The sequence below is a fragment of the Pimelobacter simplex genome, assembly GCF_024662235.1.
Taxonomy (GTDB): domain Bacteria; phylum Actinomycetota; class Actinomycetes; order Propionibacteriales; family Nocardioidaceae; genus Nocardioides.
In genome coordinates this window covers 4,945,414-4,964,030 of record NZ_CP096276.1, presented here as the reverse complement: position 1 = coordinate 4,964,030, position 18,617 = coordinate 4,945,414, and the positions used below count along the sequence as shown (strand labels likewise).

Below are 18,617 nucleotides of genomic sequence, written 5' to 3'. Positions count from 1 at the left end.
TGGTGGCTCTCTTGTCGACGAGACCCCTGAGGCCTTCCGCACGCCAGGCGCGTATCCACGTCTGCACCGTGCTAGCCCCAACGCCGGCCGATTGAAGCTCGCCGTGTGCAACGCGCCTGAGGACCTGGCAGTTGAGTCCCCGATAGTGGTGTAGCGCGGTCGCCGAGATCGTCACCGGCGAGTACGGATGACGAAGCAGCGGCCACCGCGTGATCCTTCGAGTGAACCTCTCACAGCACTCTCGAACGGAGTCATCACGATGACCGCTCCTCACATTGTCGACCCTGCACGCCTGCTCGGTGAAGCCCTCGCCGAAGCGTCGCCAGATCTGATGCGCCAGCTGCTGCAGACGATGATCAACGCCCTGCTGTCCGCGGACGCCGACGCCGTGGTCGGCGCCGAGTACGGCCGCCCCACCCCAGGCCGGGTCGCGCAGCGCAACGGCTACCGCCACCGCGACCTCGACACCCGCGTCGGCACGATCGATGTGGCGATCCCCAAGCTCCGCAAGGGCACCTACTTCCCCGAATGGTTGCTCGAGCGCCGCAAGCGAGCCGAGACCGCGCTGATCACCGTGGTAGCGGACTGCTACCTCGCCGGCGTTAGCACGCGGCGGATGGACAAGCTGGTCAAGACCCTCGGCATCGACTCGCTGTCGAAGTCGCAGGTCTCGCGGATGGCCGCCGAGCTCGACGAGCACGTCGAGCAGTTCCGCCACCGTCCCCTCGATGCCGCTGGCCCGTTCACCTTCGTCGCCGCCGATGCGTTGACGATGAAGGTCCGCGAGGGCGGCCGGGTGATCAACGCCGCGGTGTTGCTGGCCACCGGCGTGAACGGCGATGGCCACCGCGAGGTCCTGGGGATGCGGGTGGCCACCGCCGAGACCGGTGCGGCGTGGAACGAGTTCTTCGCCGACCTGGTCGCCCGCGGCCTGTCCGGGGTACGGCTCGTGACCAGCGACGCCCACCCCGGTCTGGTCGAGGCGGTCGCAGCGAACCTGGCTGGCGCGGCCTGGCAACGGTGCCGCACCCACTACGCAGCGAACCTCATGTCGGTGACGCCGAAGTCGATGTGGCCGGCGGTCAAGGCGATGCTGCACAGCGTCTACGACCAGCCCGACCGGCCGGCGGTGCACGCCCAGTTCGACCGGCTGCTGGACTACGTCGACGGCAAGCTCCCCGAGGTCCACGACCACCTCGACCAAGCGCGTGCGGACATCCTCGCGTTCACCGAATTCCCCAAGGACGTGTGGACCCAGATCTGGTCCAACAACCCCGCCGAACGACTCAACCGCGAGATCCGCCGCCGCACCGACGCCGTCGGGATCTTCCCCACCCGCGAGGCCATCGTGCGCCTCGTCGGCGCGGTCTTGGCCGAGCAGACCGACGAATGGGCCGAAGGCCGCCGATACCTCGGACTCGAAGTCCTCGCCCGCTGCCGCGTCAACCCCATCCCCACCACCGACACCGAGATCGGAGCCGACCAACTGCCAGCACTCACTGCCTGAACCCCCCAGCGAAGGAACACAGCGCTACACCACTAGCCGGGACTTGACCGACCTGGCGGTCAGACTCCCTCTCGAAGGCAAGTTGGCGAGCCATCGCCTCGCAACGACGGGTCTCGCTCAGGCCCGGGTCGCTGACGTTCGAGTACGGCTCTCCGGGTTGGGCAAACCGCGCGAAGCCGGCTCGGTAGCCGCTCAGGACTTCCATCACCACCTCGAGCTTGTCGAGAGCGTCCCGCCGAATCGGCGCCGACAGGCCAGACCACCACGGCTCCAGAGCAGCTATCACGGGTGTCGCTCGTCCGTCGCAGACGGGCACTCCCTTGATCTCGTTGTAGGGCACCTCGCGACGAGCACCGACGCTCGTCTCGAACATCACGGTGTGGCGGCCGAACTGTACGACGACGAGATACCCGTCCTCGCCGAGAACGCGATCGCCGATGGCCAGGCCAACCTTCGCCTGCGTCACGCCCGACACGCTGCAACCTCGGTCGCGGGATGGAGTCGAGTGCTCAGGTCCACCACCAGCCGGCCGCTCCAGATGAGATGCCACACAAGCGAGACCTGCTGCTCGTCCTCCCGCACCAAGTCACCAAGGCGCGCGCCGCTCGATGCACGATCGATCAGCCGTTCTTCCCAGCGATCCGCCCAGTCGGGCCGGTGGCGGGGTCAAGTCCCGGCTAGTGGTGTAGCGCTGTGTTCCTTCGCTGGGGGGTTCAGGCAGTGAGTGCTGGCAGTTGGTCGGCTCCGATCTCGGTGTCGGTGGTGGGGATGGGGTTGACGCGGCAGCGGGCGAGGACTTCGAGTCCGAGGTATCGGCGGCCTTCGGCCCATTCGTCGGTCTGCTCGGCCAAGACCGCGCCGACGAGGCGCACGATGGCCTCGCGGGTGGGGAAGATCCCGACGGCGTCGGTGCGGCGGCGGATCTCGCGGTTGAGTCGTTCGGCGGGGTTGTTGGACCAGATCTGGGTCCACACGTCCTTGGGGAATTCGGTGAACGCGAGGATGTCCGCACGCGCTTGGTCGAGGTGGTCGTGGACCTCGGGGAGCTTGCCGTCGACGTAGTCCAGCAGCCGGTCGAACTGGGCGTGCACCGCCGGCCGGTCGGGCTGGTCGTAGACGCTGTGCAGCATCGCCTTGACCGCCGGCCACATCGACTTCGGCGTCACCGACATGAGGTTCGCTGCGTAGTGGGTGCGGCACCGTTGCCAGGCCGCGCCAGCCAGGTTCGCTGCGACCGCCTCGACCAGACCGGGGTGGGCGTCGCTGGTCACGAGCCGTACCCCGGACAGGCCGCGGGCGACCAGGTCGGCGAAGAACTCGTTCCACGCCGCACCGGTCTCGGCGGTGGCCACCCGCATCCCCAGGACCTCGCGGTGGCCATCGCCGTTCACGCCGGTGGCCAGCAACACCGCGGCGTTGATCACCCGGCCGCCCTCGCGGACCTTCATCGTCAACGCATCGGCGGCGACGAAGGTGAACGGGCCAGCGGCATCGAGGGGACGGTGGCGGAACTGCTCGACGTGCTCGTCGAGCTCGGCGGCCATCCGCGAGACCTGCGACTTCGACAGCGAGTCGATGCCGAGGGTCTTGACCAGCTTGTCCATCCGCCGCGTGCTAACGCCGGCGAGGTAGCAGTCCGCTACCACGGTGATCAGCGCGGTCTCGGCTCGCTTGCGGCGCTCGAGCAACCATTCGGGGAAGTAGGTGCCCTTGCGGAGCTTGGGGATCGCCACATCGATCGTGCCGACGCGGGTGTCGAGGTCGCGGTGGCGGTAGCCGTTGCGCTGCGCGACCCGGCCTGGGGTGGGGCGGCCGTACTCGGCGCCGACCACGGCGTCGGCGTCCGCGGACAGCAGGGCGTTGATCATCGTCTGCAGCAGCTGGCGCATCAGATCTGGCGACGCTTCGGCGAGGGCTTCACCGAGCAGGCGTGCAGGGTCGACAATGTGAGGAGCGGTCATCGTGATGACTCCGTTCGAGAGTGCTGTGAGAGGTTCACTCGAAGGATCACGCGGTGGCCGCTGCTTCGTCATCCGTACTCGCCGGTGACGATCTCGGCGACCGCGCTACACCACTATCGGGGACTCAACTGGTGGCGGTATCCGTGTAGCCACATCAGGTTGAAGCGGTGCACGTCGGAGACCCCGTTGAAGACGCTGAACCTCCAGCCCACATCGGCTGCCGCAGATGACGTCGCATCCATGAGGGCGACGAACTCCACCGTCCGTGCGACGTGCTCTGGTCGGACGTCCCAGAGCGTCACTTGACCGGCTACGTCGACTGCGAGGAGGTCAGGAACGTGACTTGCGGCCCGGCGACCGGCATCGAGCCACTCGAGTCGACAAGGCTGTGTGGTGATCCATACCGTGCGGGGATCACGGTCAAGAACCCGAAGTAGGTCGTGCTCGAGACCGGACTCCAGCACCACGTGCTCTCGTGTCGTCGTACTGAACGCGCGAACTGGGACGTGCCGGGACCTCGCTCCAGACGCGGGCGTTCGGACCGGGGACAGCTCTCGAAGGTCCGGCGGACCATCGCTCCAAGCCCACTCAAGAGCGTTGGCTCCTAGTTTGAAGGTCCATCGGACGGCGCCACCGAGACCTGCGGGCAGACGGACATCGCCATTAGAATCAGGCAAGGAAGATTCCCTCGCTTTCATGCGTGCATCGGGAATCGACCAGGAGGCGTACCCGTTGCCGCGGGTGCGCCTCTGCCCTTTTGGATGTCGGCGCTCGCCTTCAGATCGACTGTCGCAGCGTATGCCTGCTAGCGGTCGTGCACAAGAACCTGCCTGCGCATTTACCGATGGTCACGACGGCGCATGAACTATTCTCTCTATGGCGTCTATTCCACTGGAAAGGCGCGACTGCTCGCCAATTGTGCGCACACGGTGCACAATAAACACTGGACCGAGTACGTCGGCTTCACCAACACCCGCGACGGTGAGGCGTTTTGAGTCGCAGGATAGCTTCAGGGCTGGGAGGGTCATCGTGACCACGCTCGCGTCAAATGCGCATGGCTCGTCCGTGACGACCGACCGGCGTTGCGACAACCCAGACTGCACTACTCGTGTGGAGTGGACGGGGCGAGCAGGCCGACCCCAGCTGTACTGCACTCCGTCATGTCGCCAACGCGCGCTGAGCGCGGCGGCGCGTCTCCAGGCGGAGGCCGAACGCCTCGAGTCGGAGCTCGAGGACAGCCACCTCACTCACCGAGCCCGACGAGCGCTCTCAGCGGATCTGGCCAAGACAAGGTGGCTCCTCAGCGCCTTCCCGGAGTCGACTCGAGTTCGGGCTCATGGACCTGGCTAGATCTGTTGCGAGCTCCTCTGCTTTGACACCGGTCAGTAATACTCCCGGACGTAGCCGAGGGCCTTCTCGAAGACGTCGTTGTCGCGAATCTTGAACTGCACATAGAGCGTCTTCCGCAGCGCCTGGCGGACCTCCTGGTCGCCGCGGATGGTGGACTGCCAGCCCTCGAAGCGCACACCTCGCACGACCTCGTCGATCCGGTCGACCACGTTGGACACGATGATCGGTGTCTCGTCGCCCTTCAGCGCCTCGAAGAGTTCGGTGAGCGCGGCCTTGCCCTGCTCCTCACGAGGGGTCTCGTCGGCAGCCTTCTCGGCAGCGACGGTGTCGCGCGCGAGCTCGAGAAGCTCCCGGAGGAAGTCGAGACTCGACTGCTGGATGTCGGCATAGCGCTCGCGAAGGTCGTTGAGGCGCTGACCGAGTTCGATAAAGACGGGATTGTTGAGGTGACGCGCTATCCGGGCGGTGATCTGTTTCTCGATCTCCTCGATCGGGACGTCCTTACGCTTGCCGGTCATCAGGTCCTCGATCGTCTGGGCATCCAGAACGATCGTGTCGCCACCCTGGGGGATCTCGACCTGGACGTGTTCATTGATCAGGTCGATGGTCTTTGCGCCCAGCGCATGCCACACGAGGCGCCCAGCGATGTCGGAGGGGCGGACTGACTCATAAACGTCGGTGATCCACCGGTAGTCGTCGCGGAACGCGGCCAGCATCGGGTCGGGGCTGAGAGCCTCCCACAGTTGGGAGACCACGCTGTAAGCGGACCCGAACGCGTCCTTAGTGACGTCATCGGCGATCGCGGATTGTGCCTGGACGAGCCCCTCATAACCGCCCACAGTGCGGTCGACCCCTGGGAAGAACGCCAGTGCCGTCGCCATCGCAGGCGCCAGCTGCTTCTTGAGTTCCTCGATGTTGGAGACGACCTGTTGGACTGTGTTCTCGTCGAAAGCGAGCGACTTGGCGACGTCATCGAAGATCCCCAAGTAGTCGACGATCAGGCCGTGCGTCTTGTCCGGCGGGTACACCCGGTTGGTGCGAGTGATCGCCTGGAGCAACGTGTGCTCCTTGAGCGGCTTGTCGAGGTACTGGCAGTAGAGGATCGGCGCATCGAACCCGGTCAGCAGCTTTGCGGTGACGATGATGATCTTGAGCGGGTCTGCCGGGTCGTTGAAGCGGGCGACGACCTGCTCCAGCTCCTCGGCGCCAGGGGTCCACTTGGCCCAGTCGGGTGAGTCGCCACGGGACTTCGACATGACAACGGTCGATGCCTCGGGCCCCAGGTGCCCGTCGAGCTCGTTCTTGTAGGCGACACAGGAGGCTTTGTCGTAGGCGACGACCTGGGCCTTGAAGCCCTGCGGCTCGACCTTCGCCTGGAAGTGCGCCGCGATGTCGGCGGCGATCTTCGCGATGCGTGAAGGCGTCTTGATCAGGACCTCGATCGAGGCAGCCTTCTTCGACAGCGTGATCTTGTCGCTCTCGGACAGGTCACGGTCGACGGCCAGCTCTTCAAACGCCGCATCGATCGCCTCGTGGTCGATGTGGATCTCGGACAGCCGCGGCTCGAAATGGAGCGGCAGGGTGGCGCCGTCGCGGATGGAGTCCTGGAACGAGTACCGCGACAGGTAGCCGCCCTCGTCCTCGGGGGCGCCGAACCACTTGAAGGTGTTGCGGTCCCGCCGGTTGACAGGGGTGCCGGTCAGGCCGAAGAGGTAGGCGTTGGGCAGCGCCTCACGCATCTTCTGCCCGTAGTCACCCTCCTGCGAGCGGTGTGCCTCGTCGACCATCGCGATGATGTTCTGTCGCGCGTCGAGTACACCTGGCGACTCGCCGAACTTGTGGATGGTGGTGATGATGATCTTCCGGGCACCCTGACTCAGCAGTGTCTGGAGCTGCGCCCGGGAGTCAGTGGAGACCAAGCCGGGTACGTCGGAGGCGTTGAACGTACCGGTGATCTGGGTGTCGAGGTCGATCCGGTCGACGACGATCACGATCGTCGGGTTCGTGAGCTCGGCCATCGCTCGAAGCTTTAGAGCGGTGAAGACCATCAACAGCGACTTGCCGGAGCCCTGGAAGTGCCAGATCAGGCCCTGCTTGACCTTGCCGAGCAGCACACGATCGACGATCAGGTTGGTCGCCTGGAACTGCTGGAAGCGGGCGATGATCTTGATCTTGCGGTGCTTCTTGTCGGTCGCGTACAGCGTGAAGAACCGCAGGAAGTCCAGCACGGCACGTGGCGTCAGGACGCCCTCGACAGCCTCCTGGACGGCGACGAGTCCGATCTTGGCCGGCGCATCCTCGTCGGTCGGGTCCTCGCGCCAGGGACCCCAAAGCTCGACCGGCATCCCGATAGTGCCGTAACGGAAGTCCTTGCCCTCGGTCGCGAACGAGAACACGTTGGGGACGAAGAACGGCGGGCAACTCTGCTCATAGTCATCGTGGATCTGCGCCGCGCCATCGATCCAGGTATACGCCGGCCGGATCGGCGTCTTCGCCTCACCGATGACCAGGGGTAGCCCGTTGCACCACAGGACCAGGTCGAAGCGCTTCTCAAGCCGTCCCTGCTTAAAGGTGACCTCCGTCGAGACGATCCACTGGTTGGACGAGTCCTCGTCGAGGTGGTCGAAGTCGATCAGCCGGACCGTGGTGTGCTCGCCGTTCGCTCCAAACGGCATCGACTTCTGCCCGGTCAGCCACGCCACGAACTCTTCATTGGCGACAACGGGATGCGGGCTGTTGCGCGCGGAGATTAGGATCGCGCGGAGGTTGTAGATGACCTCGTCGGCCTTCGCCGGATCCGCCTCGATCTCCGGGTTGAGGCTGATCAGCGCGCCCTTGAGGACGCCTTCGAGCAGCACCTCGTCCGTACGACGGGGCAGCTCGCTCCCGGGAACGAACTGGACGTCGATGGATTCCACCAGGTCGCGAATGAAGTCGCGGACGGAGTTCGCCTCGTTGAACTGAGCCATCAGTCATCACCGAAGACTTCGGCTAGAAGTGCAGTGCCCAGATCCCGGGACGCCGAGAGGGTGTCCTCGGCCCGTCTGATCGCCTCCTCGATCTCAGCCGCCTCTCGAACGAGGTCGTGCTCGCTCGAGCCAACACTCGGGACGGGGATTTGCAGTTTCCGAAGGGCGCCAATGTTCAGGCCCTTTACGGCAAGTCCAGTCGTATGCCGGCGGATCTGTGTTCTGACAAAGTCTGACTCCAGCACGAGTCGCACGAATCTACGGTCATGCTCAGGTGCAATCGTCAGCCGAGCCGTGTCCTGCGTGATGTTGGCGCCATCGAGCGATGCGGGAACCTCCGCAAGGCGGCCAACGGTTCCTCGGATCGAAATGAGAAGGTCACCGGACTTCAGGGTCGATCGTCGATACTCATATGCAAGCTCCGGCGAGGTGAGGAGGAGTCCCTCTTCCTTGATATGACCCTCCGGGAAATCCCTCACCTTGACGACAGGAACACCACCGGGGTGCCCAGTGCCGGGCATCAGGATGCCGTACGTGATGGGGCGCCCAGGCTCGATCAGGGCGTCCAAGTCCACGGTGCCCGAGGTCGCAGCGATGGAGTGCATCCGGTCCTGCAAGTGGGCAGCCCGCAACTCTTGCCACGCGTTCACTGCACCGGCGCGGGCCCGTGATTCGTTCTCGACGGCCCAGAGAAGGTCGGCGATGCGCTTCTGCTCCTGGAGGGGCGGTAGGTCGAACTCGTAGCGTTGTAGTGGCCCCCAAAGCAGGCGAGGGTTCATTGACCCGGTGGCCTCGCTGGTCGCGTACTCGACGAACCGGTCGGAGGAGAGGACGAACGGCAAGAACTCCTGAAGCAGACCGTTCTCGGGAATGGCGTCAAGGACGTACGTCTTATCGGCTACGACACCAGAGAAGGCGACGACGCCCATCTTGCGCAGGTAGGGGCGAGCCGAGACGAAGAGGATCTGATCGGGCTGGAAGACATACCGGAAGGTGGAGCCCATCTGCCCGTCGGTCGGGTCACCCCAGCGTTCGACTGTGATCGAGTCGCTGGCGATGTGGCCGCCGGCGACGTAGCGCTCGATCCCTGCCTCGATAGGGTCGACCTGTTTGCGCGAGCGCGTGATCACGTCGCCGAGACGGACGCGCTTCCATGTGCACTTGTCCATGTTGAGGCTCACGCGGACACCTCTGCCCGGAGCATCGCGATGACGTCCTTGACGGCCGCATCCGATGCCGCCGCTGCCGCGCGCCAATTGCCAACCGTGTCCTCAATAGGTGCAGCCGCCGCTGCGTCGGCGACCTCGGGTCCGGCGACGTAGGCGGAAATCGCGAGGGTGTTGCCCTTTGCGGAGATCGCATCCAGGTCCGCGATCGCGGCGAATCCTGGCTTGACCTCGAAGCTGCGATAGGCATCCAGGATCTCGGTCTGGTGAGCGTCGCTAAGGAAGGACTGGGGGCCGTCTCGGTAGTAGGCCCGCTTCGCATCGACGAAGAGCACCTTGCGTCGCCGACCCGCAGGCTTTCGGGCGTTGAGGATTAGGACGATCGCTTCCATGCCCGAGTTGTAGAAGAGGCCATGGGCCAGCCCGATGACCGCTTCTACGAGATCAGACTCGATCATGGCTCGGCGTATCGCCGCCTCACCAACACGGTGCAGGACCCCATGAGGAAGGAGGATCGCCGCTCGACCGGCGTCCGGGTCGAGGCTCTTGGCGATGTGCTGGATGAAGGCGTAGTCGGCGGTGTTCTGCGGCGGGACTCCCCACAAGTTGCGCCCGTATCGGTCCTTCGCGAAGGCATCGCGGTTCCATGCCTTGATCGAGTACGGCGGGTTGGCGAGCACGACGTCGAAGGTCTGCAACCCGCCTTTGGCGTTGAGGAATGCCGGTCGGCTGAGGGTGTCGCCGTGGGCGACGTGGCCGTCTGTGATGCCGTGGAGGAACAGGTTCATCCGGGCGATGGCGGAGGTCCCATAGTTGAGTTCCTGCCCGTAGAGACGCAGGTTGCGCCACTCCTTGCCCTGTCGCTTCACCTCGGCCGCGGTTGAGATGAGCATTCCGCCGGTGCCGCAGGTCGGGTCGTAGACCGACTCCCCGGGTTGGGGTTCGAGCATCATTGTCATGAGGTGCACGAGTGTGCGGTTGGTGTAGAACTCCTGGGCGGTGTGTCCCGAGTCGTCGGCGAACTTCTTGATCAGGTACTCGTAGCCGTTGCCGAGCTCGTCTTCGGGCAGGTTGGCGATCGAGAGCGTCTTGGTGGAGAAGTGCTCAATCAGGTCGCTGAGGGTCGAGTCGGGGAGCAGGTCCTTGTTGCCCCAGTCGCCGTCGCCGAAGACTCCTGGCAGGGTGTCGGGGTTGGCCTTCTCGATGGCGCGCATCGCGTGCAGAAGGTTGGTCCCGATGTTCTGGGTGAGGCCGCGGATGTCGTCCCAGTGGGAGCCGTCTGGGATGGCGAAGCGGTGGTTCTCGGGGAGGTCGGCGAGCTCCTCGTCGTCGTACACCTCCATGGCGGCGGCGTGCTCCTCGTCGTAGACGTCGGAGATCCGCTTCAGGAAGACGAGCGGAAAGATGTACTGCTTGTAGTCGCCTGCGTCGATGAGGCCCCGGAGCACGATCGCTGCGCCCCACAGGTAGGCCTCCAACTCGCGCTGGCTGATCTGCCGGCTCATGTTGAAAGCCCCCACTTCGCGAGCTCGGCTTCCAGCGCTGCGCGAGTCTGAGTCGCTTGCGCGTGTGCTGCTTCCAGGTGGGACAGGGCGTCGGCGAGGGTCAGCTTCTCGCCGGAGTCGGCGGGTGCGACGTAGAGCGGGATGTTGAGGTTGAAGTCGTTGGCTGCGATCTCCGCCAGGTCGACCACGCGGGACCGACCATCTGTATAGCCGTACAACTCGTAGGCATCCAAGATCGTCTGGGCGTGATCGGGCTCAAAGGTGTTCTGGTTGCGGCCGCGCTTGAAAAGGTCCTCGCCGTTGATGAACAGGACCTTGCCGCGCTCGTCAGGCTCCTTGTGGTGGCGCAGGATCAGCACACAGGCGGCCAGTCCGGTCCCGTAGAACAGGTTGGGCGCGAGCCCGATGACGGCATCGACGAGATCGGCCTTGAGGATGTGCGTGCGGATGCGGGCCTCGGCGCCCTGGCGGAACAGCGCACCTTGCGGCAGGACGACGGCGACGCGACCGTTCGTCGGCTTCGCCGAGGTGAGCATGTGCTGCACCCACGCCCAGTCCGCGTACCCCTTGGGTGGGACACCACCGAGCTGGTTGCGTCCCCACTTGTCCGACCCCCACTCGGGGTAGCCCCAGTTCTTCAACGAGAACGGTGGGTTGGCGACGACGCAGTCGAACTGGGCGAGGTGGTTCCCGCTGTAGAAAGCGGGGTTGCGCAGGGTGTCCTCGCGGACGATCTTGAAGTCCTCGACGCCGTGGAGCAGCAGGTTCATCCGGGCGATCGCCGAAGTGGCGAGCACCTTCTCCTGCCCGAAGAGCTTGCTCCACAGTGTCTTCGGGTTGCCGCCCGCGGCCTTCACATGGTCGATGACCTCGATCAGCATACCGCCGGTGCCGCAGGCTGGGTCGTAGACCGTCTCGCCCTCCTGAGGGTTGAGGATGTTGACGAGCAGCCCGACGATCGAGCGCGGGGTGTAGTACTCGCCCGCCTTCTTGTTGGATTGGTCGGCAAATCGCTTGATCAGGTACTCATACGCATTGCCGAACACGTCCGGTGCCACGGCTGCGTTGGTGAGCGGCTGGGCGGAGAAGTGCTCGATGAGATCAGCGAGTCTTCGGTCAGGCAGCTTGTCCTTGTTGGTCCAGCTGGCGTTGCCGAAGATGCCGTAGAGCGTGTCGGGGTTGGCCTTCTCGATCTCGCGGAACGCCGTCTGGAGCGCGGTCCCGATGTGTTGTGTGTGGCTGCGGACGTCGCCCCACAGACTGCCCTCGGGAATCGCGAACCGGTGGTTCTCCGCGAACAGAGCGAACTCATGGTCACCGCCGGACTCATCGAGCGCCTGGGCGTACTCCTCGAGGTAGACGTCGCTGATCCGCTTGAAGAACATCAGCGGGAAGATGTACGCCTTGAAGTCGGCCTGATCGATGCTGCCGCGCAGCAGATCCGCCGCCGAGGCGAGGTACTGCTCCAGCTCGGAAAGAGTGAGGGCGTCCTGGCGCCGCGGCAGCAGGGCGAGCGCAGCCGCGCGCGCCTCGTCCTCGGTCATACGGCTCCTCGTCATCGCACCACTACGCGAGGACAACCGTATCCACCATGCGGCAGGCGCGCGGACGAAAGGGTCCGGCAGCCCGCGCGGTGAGCGCGTTCGTTAGCTCGCGGCGTGCGGCGGTGTCACCAGGATGAGCGTCGCCGGATCAACATCATCGCGTGCACGAAGGGTCGGGAGCGTGGAATCGTCCGCCTGATCCGCGTCGATCATCGACGCCGCGAGCATCTGCACCTTGGCCTGCTCGACCGCCGAAGCGACGGACTGCGCCGAGGCCAGCGCGGCATAGAAGGACCTTGCGAAAACGATCGCAGCAGTGTCATCAAGCGCGTCGGACATGCCGATCACCAACGGGACGGTCTGCAGCAGATCGTCGGCTCCCTCGATGCTCTCGCATGCGTTGAGAACAACGAGCCGCGGTGGCTCGTCGGTCGCGCCAAGCAGCCGCGCTAGGAGCGAGAAATCGACGTCGTGTCCGTCCGTGTCACCAGCCTCGTTATCCATCCACACGCCGAGCGTGTCGGCGTGGCCCGAGAAGTGCACGACGTGCGGACGGTGGTCATTGAGTCCGTCCAGGAGATCGTTGAACGTCGCCGCGGGAGCGTGCTCAACGACGACGAGGTCGCGATACTTCGAGCCTCGAAGCCCCTGCTTCACCTGCCGAACCTCTTGGTCTACGCGCAGCCAGGCGCCTTGCTCAACAACAGAACCGTCGGGGCTCGTCACCGTTTTCTCGGTCGCGTCTGGGTTGGCGGTGAGGTAGAGGACGCGGAGCTGCTCCGGCCGGGGTGGTGTGACCTCGACGTAGCGAACCTGCGCCGGCGGAGCGCTTGCCTGCGCCACGGCCCGAGCGTGGTTGATCTCGTCTCGACGGCGGCGGGTGTCGTCGCGGCGCCGCGCACTCTCCGCGCTCCTCCGCTCCGACGCCTCAGCCGTGCGGAGAGACGTGGTCTTCGAAGCGATGCTCTTGTCGGCCGTCGCTATGTCCTTCCGCGCCTTCGCAATCTTGTCCTCGGCGGCCGCGGCCTTCTTCTCCTCGCGCTCGGCCGCTGCAAGAGCCGTCCTAACTGTGGTGGCGCTCTTGGAGCGACTGGCCTGTTCGCGCTTCTTCCGCGCCGCCTCGCGAGCAGTGGCGGCGATCTTCTCCTGCGCGGCGATCACCTTCGAGAAGCCAGCCTTCTTTGCCTCTAGGCTCGCGATCTCCCTTCGGAGTGTGTCGCTGCGCGCCATCGCTCAGTCCAATCTCTACTGAATCAGTGTTCTTGAGGCGAAAGTTCGATCGCCTCGTTTTGGCTGCATCTCGACACCCGCGGCGGGGTCAGTGCGCCATGTCGACGAACCGGCTGTAGTGACCCTGGAAGGCCACGACGATGTCGCGGGTGGCGCCGTTGCGGTGCTTGGCGACGATCAGGTCGGCCTCGCCGGGGCGGGTCGACTCCTTCTCGTAGACGTCGTCGCGGTGGAGCAGGACGACCATGTCGGCGTCCTGCTCGATGGAGCCGGACTCGCGCAGGTCGCTGACGGCGGGGCGCTTGTCGGCGCGCTGCTCGGGGCCACGGTTGAGCTGGGAGAGCGCGATGACGGGGATCTCGAGCTCCTTGGCGATCAGCTTGATCTGGCGGGAGAACTCGGAGACCTCGAGCTGGCGGGACTCGACCTTCTTGCCCGAGCTCATCAGCTGGAGGTAGTCGATGACCATGAGCTTGAGGTCGTGCTTCTGCTTGAGCCGGCGGGCCTTGGCGCGGATCTCGGTCATCGTCATGTTGGGCGAGTCGTCGATGAACATCGGCGCGGCCGAGACCTTGGCGACGTGGCGGGCGAGACGGTCCCACTCCTCGGGGGACATCTTGCCGTTGCGGATGTGGTTGAGCGGGATACGGGCCTCGGCGGAGAGCAGGCGCATCACGATCTCGCCGCGCGTCATCTCCAGGCTGAAGAAGCAGGCGGTCAGGTTGTTGTGGATGGCGGCCGCGCGGCAGAAGTCGAGCGCGAGGGTGGACTTGCCCATGGCGGGACGGGCCGCGACGACGATCATCTGGCCGGCGTGGAAGCCATTGGTGAGCTCGTCGAAGTCCGCGAACCCGGTCGGTACGCCGTAGATGCCGGACTCACGGTTCTCCATCGCCTCGATCTCGTCGAGGACGCCGTCCATGATGTCGGACAGCGGGGCGTAGTCCTCGGACTTGTTGCGGTCGGTGACCTTGTAGATCTCGGACTGGGCCTCGTTGACGATGCCCTCGACCTCGCCCTCGCCGGCGTAGCTGATCTGGACGATCTTGGTGCCCGCGTTGACGAGGCGGCGCAGGATCGCCTTCTCGTAGACGATCTCGGCGTAGAAGCCGGCGTTGGCGGCGATGGGGACGTTGGCCGCCAGCGTGTGCAGGTACGGCGCCCCGCCGATCTTCTGCAGCTCGCCGCGCCGCTGGAGCTCGCCGGCGACGGTCACCATGTCGGCCGGCTCACCGCGGCTGTAGAGGTCGAGGATCGCCTCGTGGATCGACTCGTGCGCGGGGCGGTAGTAGTCGGTGCCGCGGATGACCTCGACGACGTCGGCGATCGCGTCCTTGGAGATCAGCATCGCGCCCAGCACGGACTGCTCGGCGGCCAGGTCCTGCGGCGGCGTGCGACCGCCCGAGGGCGCCTCACCCGGGGCGTACGACGCCGGGCCGTCGCCCCAGTCCTGGGGTGGCTCCGCGGTCCAGGACGGCGCGTCGTCCGTGAGGCTCACGGTCTGGTCCCCCTCGTGATCGGCCGGCGTGGTTCGGTCGGTGCCCACCTTGCCCAGGGGGTCCGACACAATGGCGAGTGCCGGTCCCGCCGCCGTGCGCCGATGGCTCCGAACCGGCAACCTACGGCCCGCGGACGGCCCGGCGAAAGCGGGCTATGCACAAGGGTTGGGGATAACTCGCGGCCGACCGTGGACGACACGCGGAAACGGTGTGCACGGGCTGGGGAGGAACTTGTGGAGAGGCGGGGTGTGCGGCTGTTGAAACAGCGTCTGACCTGCGAAAACGCTGTTGCACACCTGTGGACGGCGAAAAACAGCGGTGTGATCCCGTTCACCTTTCAGCCATCTCGGCGTTGCAGGGGGTCCGCCCTCCGGCCCCGACCGGCGCCTACCTCAGCAGCCCGGTTTCCACAAGTTGGCCCTAGTTATCCACCGGCGCCCGCGGGACACCCGTGAGCACCCCCACCCGGACGCCGTCCGCACGGCGCGCGCTCGACCGCGAGATCGCCCGGTTGGCGGTCCCCGCCTTCCTCGCGCTGGTCGCCGAACCGCTCTTCCTGCTCGGCGACGCGGCGGTCGTCGGCCACCTCGGCACCCCCGAGCTGGCCGGGCTCGGCATCGCCGGGACGATCGTGATGACGGTCGTCGGGCTCTGCATCTTCCTCGCCTACGGCACCACCGCCGGGGTCGCCCGCCAGCTCGGCGCCGGCCACCGTACGGCGGCCCTGGCCCAAGGTCTCGACGGCCTCTGGCTGGCCGCGGCGATCGGCGTCCCGGTCACGCTGGCCACGGTGCTGCTCGCCGATCCGCTGGTCGCCCTGTTCGGCGCCTCCCCCGACGTCGCCGACCCCGCCACGACGTACCTGCGGGTCGCCGCGGTGGGCCTGACCCCGCTGCTGCTCATCCTGGCCGGCACCGGGGTGCTGCGCGGCCTCCAGGACACCCGTACGCCGCTCGTCGTGGCCGTCGCCGGCAACCTGGCCAACCTGGTCCTCAACGTGCTGCTCGTCTTCGGCGCCGGCCCGGTCCCGCGGATGGGCATCGCCGGCTCCGCGCTCGGCTCGGTGCTCGCCCAGAGCGGCATGGCGCTCGCGCTCACCCTGGTCGTGGTGCGGGCCGCGCGCCGCGAGGGGGCGACCCTGCGCCCGCACCTGCCGGGGGTACGGGCGGCGGCGCGGGCCGGCGTACCGCTCATCATCCGCACGCTGACCCTCCGCGCGTCCCTGCTCGTCACCACCTACGCGGTCGTGCTCACCGCGACCGACACGTCCAGCAGCGCGATCCCGATCGCGACCCACCAGCTCGCGATGACGCTGTGGGGCTTCCTCGCCTACGTCCTCGACGCGATCGCCATCGCCGCCCAGGCGATCACCGGGCGTCACCTCGGCGCCGGGGACGTCGCCGCCACCCGGGCGGTCACCCGGCGGATGCTGTGGTGGGGCGTGGTCGGCGGCATCGTCACCGGCGTCCTGCTCGCCGCGGCGAGCCCCTGGCTGGGCGCGCTGTTCACCCCCGACCAGGGCGTGCGCGACGCGCTCGTCCCGGTCCTCCTGGTCGCCGCGGCGGCGCAGCCGGTGGCCGGGATCGTGTTCGTCCTCGACGGCGTCCTCATCGGCGCCGGCGACGGCCGCTACCTGGCGTACGCCGGCGTGCTCGTCCTGGCCGGATACGCTCCGCTCGTGCTGCTGACGAGTGCGCTGGGCGGGGGCCTGCCCTGGCTGTGGGTCGTGTTCGCCGTGCTCTTCATGGGCGGGCGGATGATCACCCTCGTGCACCGCGCCGCCGGCGACCGCTGGCTGGTCACCGGAGCCGCCGCGTGAAGCCGCTCCAGGCGGTCGCGCTCGGCCTCGTGCTGCTCGCGCTCGGGCCGACCGACCCCCAGCCCGGCGTCTTCGACCCCCTGCCCGACCCGCTCGGCTGGGTGCTGGTGCTGATCGGGCTGCACGGGATGGCCGCCGCGCTCGACGTACGACGGCTCCCGGTGCTGCGCTTCCTCGGCATCCTGGCGCTGGGCGTCTCCATCGCGCTCGTCGTCCCCGCCGCCGCCCGCTGGGTCGAGACCGACCCGTCGCTGGGCTGGGCCGCGGACGTGCCGCGGTTCGCCTTCTTCGCGCTGCTGTGCCACCAGCTCAGCCAGGCCGCGCTGCGGGCGCGCAGCACCGGCGGGGCGAGCTCGTTCAGCATGGCCACGCTGGCGCTGCTGTTCGTGCTGGCCGCACCGCCGCTGGCGTTCGGCGCCGGGTGGACGGACGTCGGACCGGCCGGCGAGGTGGCCGCGCAGGTCACCCAGATCGCGCTGGTCGTGCTCTGCTTCGTCTTCGCCGGCCGTACCTGGGCCGGGGCGCCGGTCGAGCCGGACCCCGACCCGAACCCGGCCGAGGCCTAGCCCTGCAGGTCGGCCAGGATCCGCTCGGCGAACGCGATCGAGTCGTTGCGCGGGTCGCCCTGATAGTCGACGCCGTCCTCGTAGTCCAGCTCCACGTCCAGCAGGACGCCGGCCGTGCACGCGCGCAGCGTCGCCTCGAGCGGCGGCGCGTCGCTGACCTTCCACCAGCCGTCGGTGGCCCCGGCGATGTCATCGGCCGGGTCGACGATCGCGCCGGTCTCGGCGGGCTGGGGGCAGCCGAAGGCGCCCTTGGTGAAGTCGCCCGGGCCGGTCACCTTGACCGTGATCTCGACCAGGTCCTTGGCCTCGAAGGAGCAGTCGTTGCTCTTCCAGGCCCGGCCGCCCTCGCGCGTGGTGTCGGTACCGGCCTCGGCCGGGCCGACGGTGACGCCGAAGTTCTTGGCCACCGACGCGGAGGTCGCGAGGTCGCAGGCCGCCGGCAGGGTCGCGGCCGGGGGGGCCGAGGAGGGAGCGGAGGTCACCGTCGTGGGCGTCGCGCTCGGGGTGGTCGCGCTGGGGGTGGTCGGCGCGTCGCTCGTCGGCGTGGTCGGGGACGACGTCGCGTCGGCGTCGGGGGCGTCGTCGCCGTCACCGCAGGCGGCGAGCACCGGCGCGAGCAGCAGGAGGGCGGCGGGCAGCGTCCGTCGTACATGCATGGGGGTGAACTCCTGGGTCGGGGAAGGTGGAGCACCCTGAAAATAGCCGCGTGGCCGGCCCCGAAGGGACCGGCCACGCGGGTGAAGCCTGGAATCAGGCAGGGATCACGTTGAGCGCGACCGCCGCCGAGACCTCGTCGTGCAGCTTGACCGACACGGCGTGGTTGCCCAGCGCCTTGATCGGGTTGCCGAGGACGATGGTCCGCTTGTCGATCGCCTCGCCGGCCGCCTCGCCGAGCGCCGCCGCGATGTCGGCAGCGGTGACCGCGCCGAACAGACGGCCGCCCTGGCCCGCCTTCACCTTGACGTCGACCGGGCTGCCCTCGAGCTTGGCCTTGATCTCGGCCGCGTGGGCCTCGTCGCGGACCGCACGCGCGGAGCGGGCGGCCTTGATCGAGTCGGCCTGCGCCTGGGCGCCGCGCGTCCAGCGGATCGCGAAGCCACGGGGGATGAGGTAGTTGCGGCCGTAGCCGTCCTTGACCTCCACCACGTCACCAGCGGCGCCGAGGTTCTCGACCTCCTGGGTCAGGATGATCTTCATGAGTTCAGTCTCCTTCTCTACCGAACCGGATCAGCGGCCGCTGGAGGTGTAGGGCAGCAGCGCGACCTCGCGGGCGTTCTTCACCGCGATGGCGATGTCACGCTGGTGCTGGACGCAGTTGCCGGTCACCCGACGGGCGCGGATCTTGCCGCGGTCGGAGATGAACTTCTTCAGAAGGGCGGTGTCCTTGTAGTCGACACCGGTGGCCTTCTCCTTGCAGAACTGGCAAACCTTCTTCTTCGGCTTGCGGACGACTGCCTTCGCCATTGTGGTGCTCCTCCTCAGAGCCCGGCCGCGTCAGTCA

At 67.0% G+C, this 18,617-nt stretch carries 15 protein-coding genes; 3 read left to right on the top strand and 12 right to left on the bottom strand.

What is annotated here, in order from left to right:
• Positions 1-259: 259 nt before the first annotated feature.
• The gene (locus tag M0M48_RS24305; protein WP_215817487.1) at positions 260-1,507 is read left to right on the top strand and encodes an IS256 family transposase; all 1,248 of its coding nucleotides are present in this window, start codon (positions 260-262) and stop codon (positions 1,505-1,507) included.
• Here M0M48_RS24305 and M0M48_RS24300 read toward each other — a convergent pair.
• The 9 genes from M0M48_RS24300 to dnaB all read right to left on the bottom strand — a co-directional run bounded on the left by M0M48_RS24300 (position 1,497) and on the right by dnaB (position 14,610).
• Positions 1,497-1,973: a hypothetical protein gene (locus tag M0M48_RS24300; protein WP_257753086.1), complete on the bottom strand. Its 477-nt coding sequence runs from the start codon at positions 1,971-1,973 to the stop codon at positions 1,497-1,499. The genes M0M48_RS24305 and M0M48_RS24300 overlap by 11 nt on opposite strands.
• 247 nt (positions 1,974-2,220) lie before the next feature.
• A complete protein-coding gene (locus tag M0M48_RS24295) occupies positions 2,221-3,468 on the bottom strand; it encodes an IS256 family transposase (protein WP_215817487.1) in 1,248 nt (415 codons plus the stop codon).
• 113 nt (positions 3,469-3,581) lie between these two features.
• Positions 3,582-4,166, bottom strand: a complete 585-nt coding sequence (locus M0M48_RS31105) for a TnsA-like heteromeric transposase endonuclease subunit (RefSeq protein WP_374586530.1) — start codon at positions 4,164-4,166, stop codon at positions 3,582-3,584.
• Positions 4,167-4,850: 684 nt separating this feature from the next.
• Positions 4,851-7,787, bottom strand: coding sequence for a type I restriction endonuclease subunit R (locus M0M48_RS24290; RefSeq protein WP_257751333.1), 2,937 nt, complete (start codon positions 7,785-7,787; stop codon positions 4,851-4,853).
• On the bottom strand, positions 7,787-8,968 hold the full coding sequence (locus M0M48_RS24285; protein WP_257751332.1) for a restriction endonuclease subunit S: 1,182 nt from the start codon (positions 8,966-8,968) through the stop codon (positions 7,787-7,789). Before M0M48_RS24285 ends, M0M48_RS24290 begins: the two co-directional genes overlap by 1 nt.
• Positions 8,965-10,458: a type I restriction-modification system subunit M gene (locus M0M48_RS24280; protein WP_257751331.1), complete on the bottom strand. Its 1,494-nt coding sequence runs from the start codon at positions 10,456-10,458 to the stop codon at positions 8,965-8,967. Before M0M48_RS24280 ends, M0M48_RS24285 begins: the two co-directional genes overlap by 4 nt.
• On the bottom strand, positions 10,455-12,002 hold the full coding sequence (locus M0M48_RS24275; RefSeq protein ID WP_257751330.1) for a type I restriction-modification system subunit M: 1,548 nt from the start codon (positions 12,000-12,002) through the stop codon (positions 10,455-10,457). Before M0M48_RS24275 ends, M0M48_RS24280 begins: the two co-directional genes overlap by 4 nt.
• Positions 12,003-12,104: 102 nt before the next feature.
• Complete coding sequence (locus tag M0M48_RS24270) at positions 12,105-13,232, bottom strand: CHAT domain-containing protein (protein ID WP_257751329.1); 1,128 nt, start codon at positions 13,230-13,232, stop codon at positions 12,105-12,107.
• Positions 13,233-13,320: 88 nt separating this feature from the next.
• Positions 13,321-14,610, bottom strand: coding sequence for a replicative DNA helicase (gene dnaB, locus M0M48_RS24265; RefSeq protein WP_252373128.1), 1,290 nt, complete (start codon positions 14,608-14,610; stop codon positions 13,321-13,323).
• 572 nt (positions 14,611-15,182) lie between these two features.
• On the opposite strand from dnaB, the gene M0M48_RS24260 reads away from it, so the two are divergent.
• The gene (locus M0M48_RS24260; protein WP_257753085.1) at positions 15,183-16,550 is read left to right on the top strand and encodes an MATE family efflux transporter; all 1,368 of its coding nucleotides are present in this window, start codon (positions 15,183-15,185) and stop codon (positions 16,548-16,550) included.
• Complete coding sequence (locus M0M48_RS24255) at positions 16,547-17,116, top strand: hypothetical protein (protein WP_257753084.1); 570 nt, start codon at positions 16,547-16,549, stop codon at positions 17,114-17,116. Before M0M48_RS24260 ends, M0M48_RS24255 begins: the two co-directional genes overlap by 4 nt.
• On the opposite strand, the gene M0M48_RS24250 is transcribed toward M0M48_RS24255, so the two are convergent.
• The 3 genes from M0M48_RS24250 to rpsR form a co-directional block, all read right to left on the bottom strand.
• A complete protein-coding gene (locus M0M48_RS24250) occupies positions 17,113-17,772 on the bottom strand; it encodes a hypothetical protein (protein ID WP_257753083.1) in 660 nt (219 codons plus the stop codon). The two genes, M0M48_RS24255 and M0M48_RS24250, sit on opposite strands and share 4 nt — an antisense overlap.
• A gap of 94 nt (positions 17,773-17,866) precedes the next feature.
• The gene (gene rplI, locus M0M48_RS24245) at positions 17,867-18,313 is read right to left on the bottom strand and encodes a 50S ribosomal protein L9 (RefSeq protein ID WP_215814193.1); all 447 of its coding nucleotides are present in this window, start codon (positions 18,311-18,313) and stop codon (positions 17,867-17,869) included.
• A 30-nt stretch (positions 18,314-18,343) separates the two neighbouring features.
• Positions 18,344-18,580, bottom strand: coding sequence for a 30S ribosomal protein S18 (gene rpsR / locus M0M48_RS24240; RefSeq protein WP_036543922.1), 237 nt, complete (start codon positions 18,578-18,580; stop codon positions 18,344-18,346).
• Positions 18,581-18,617: the final 37 nt, after the last annotated feature.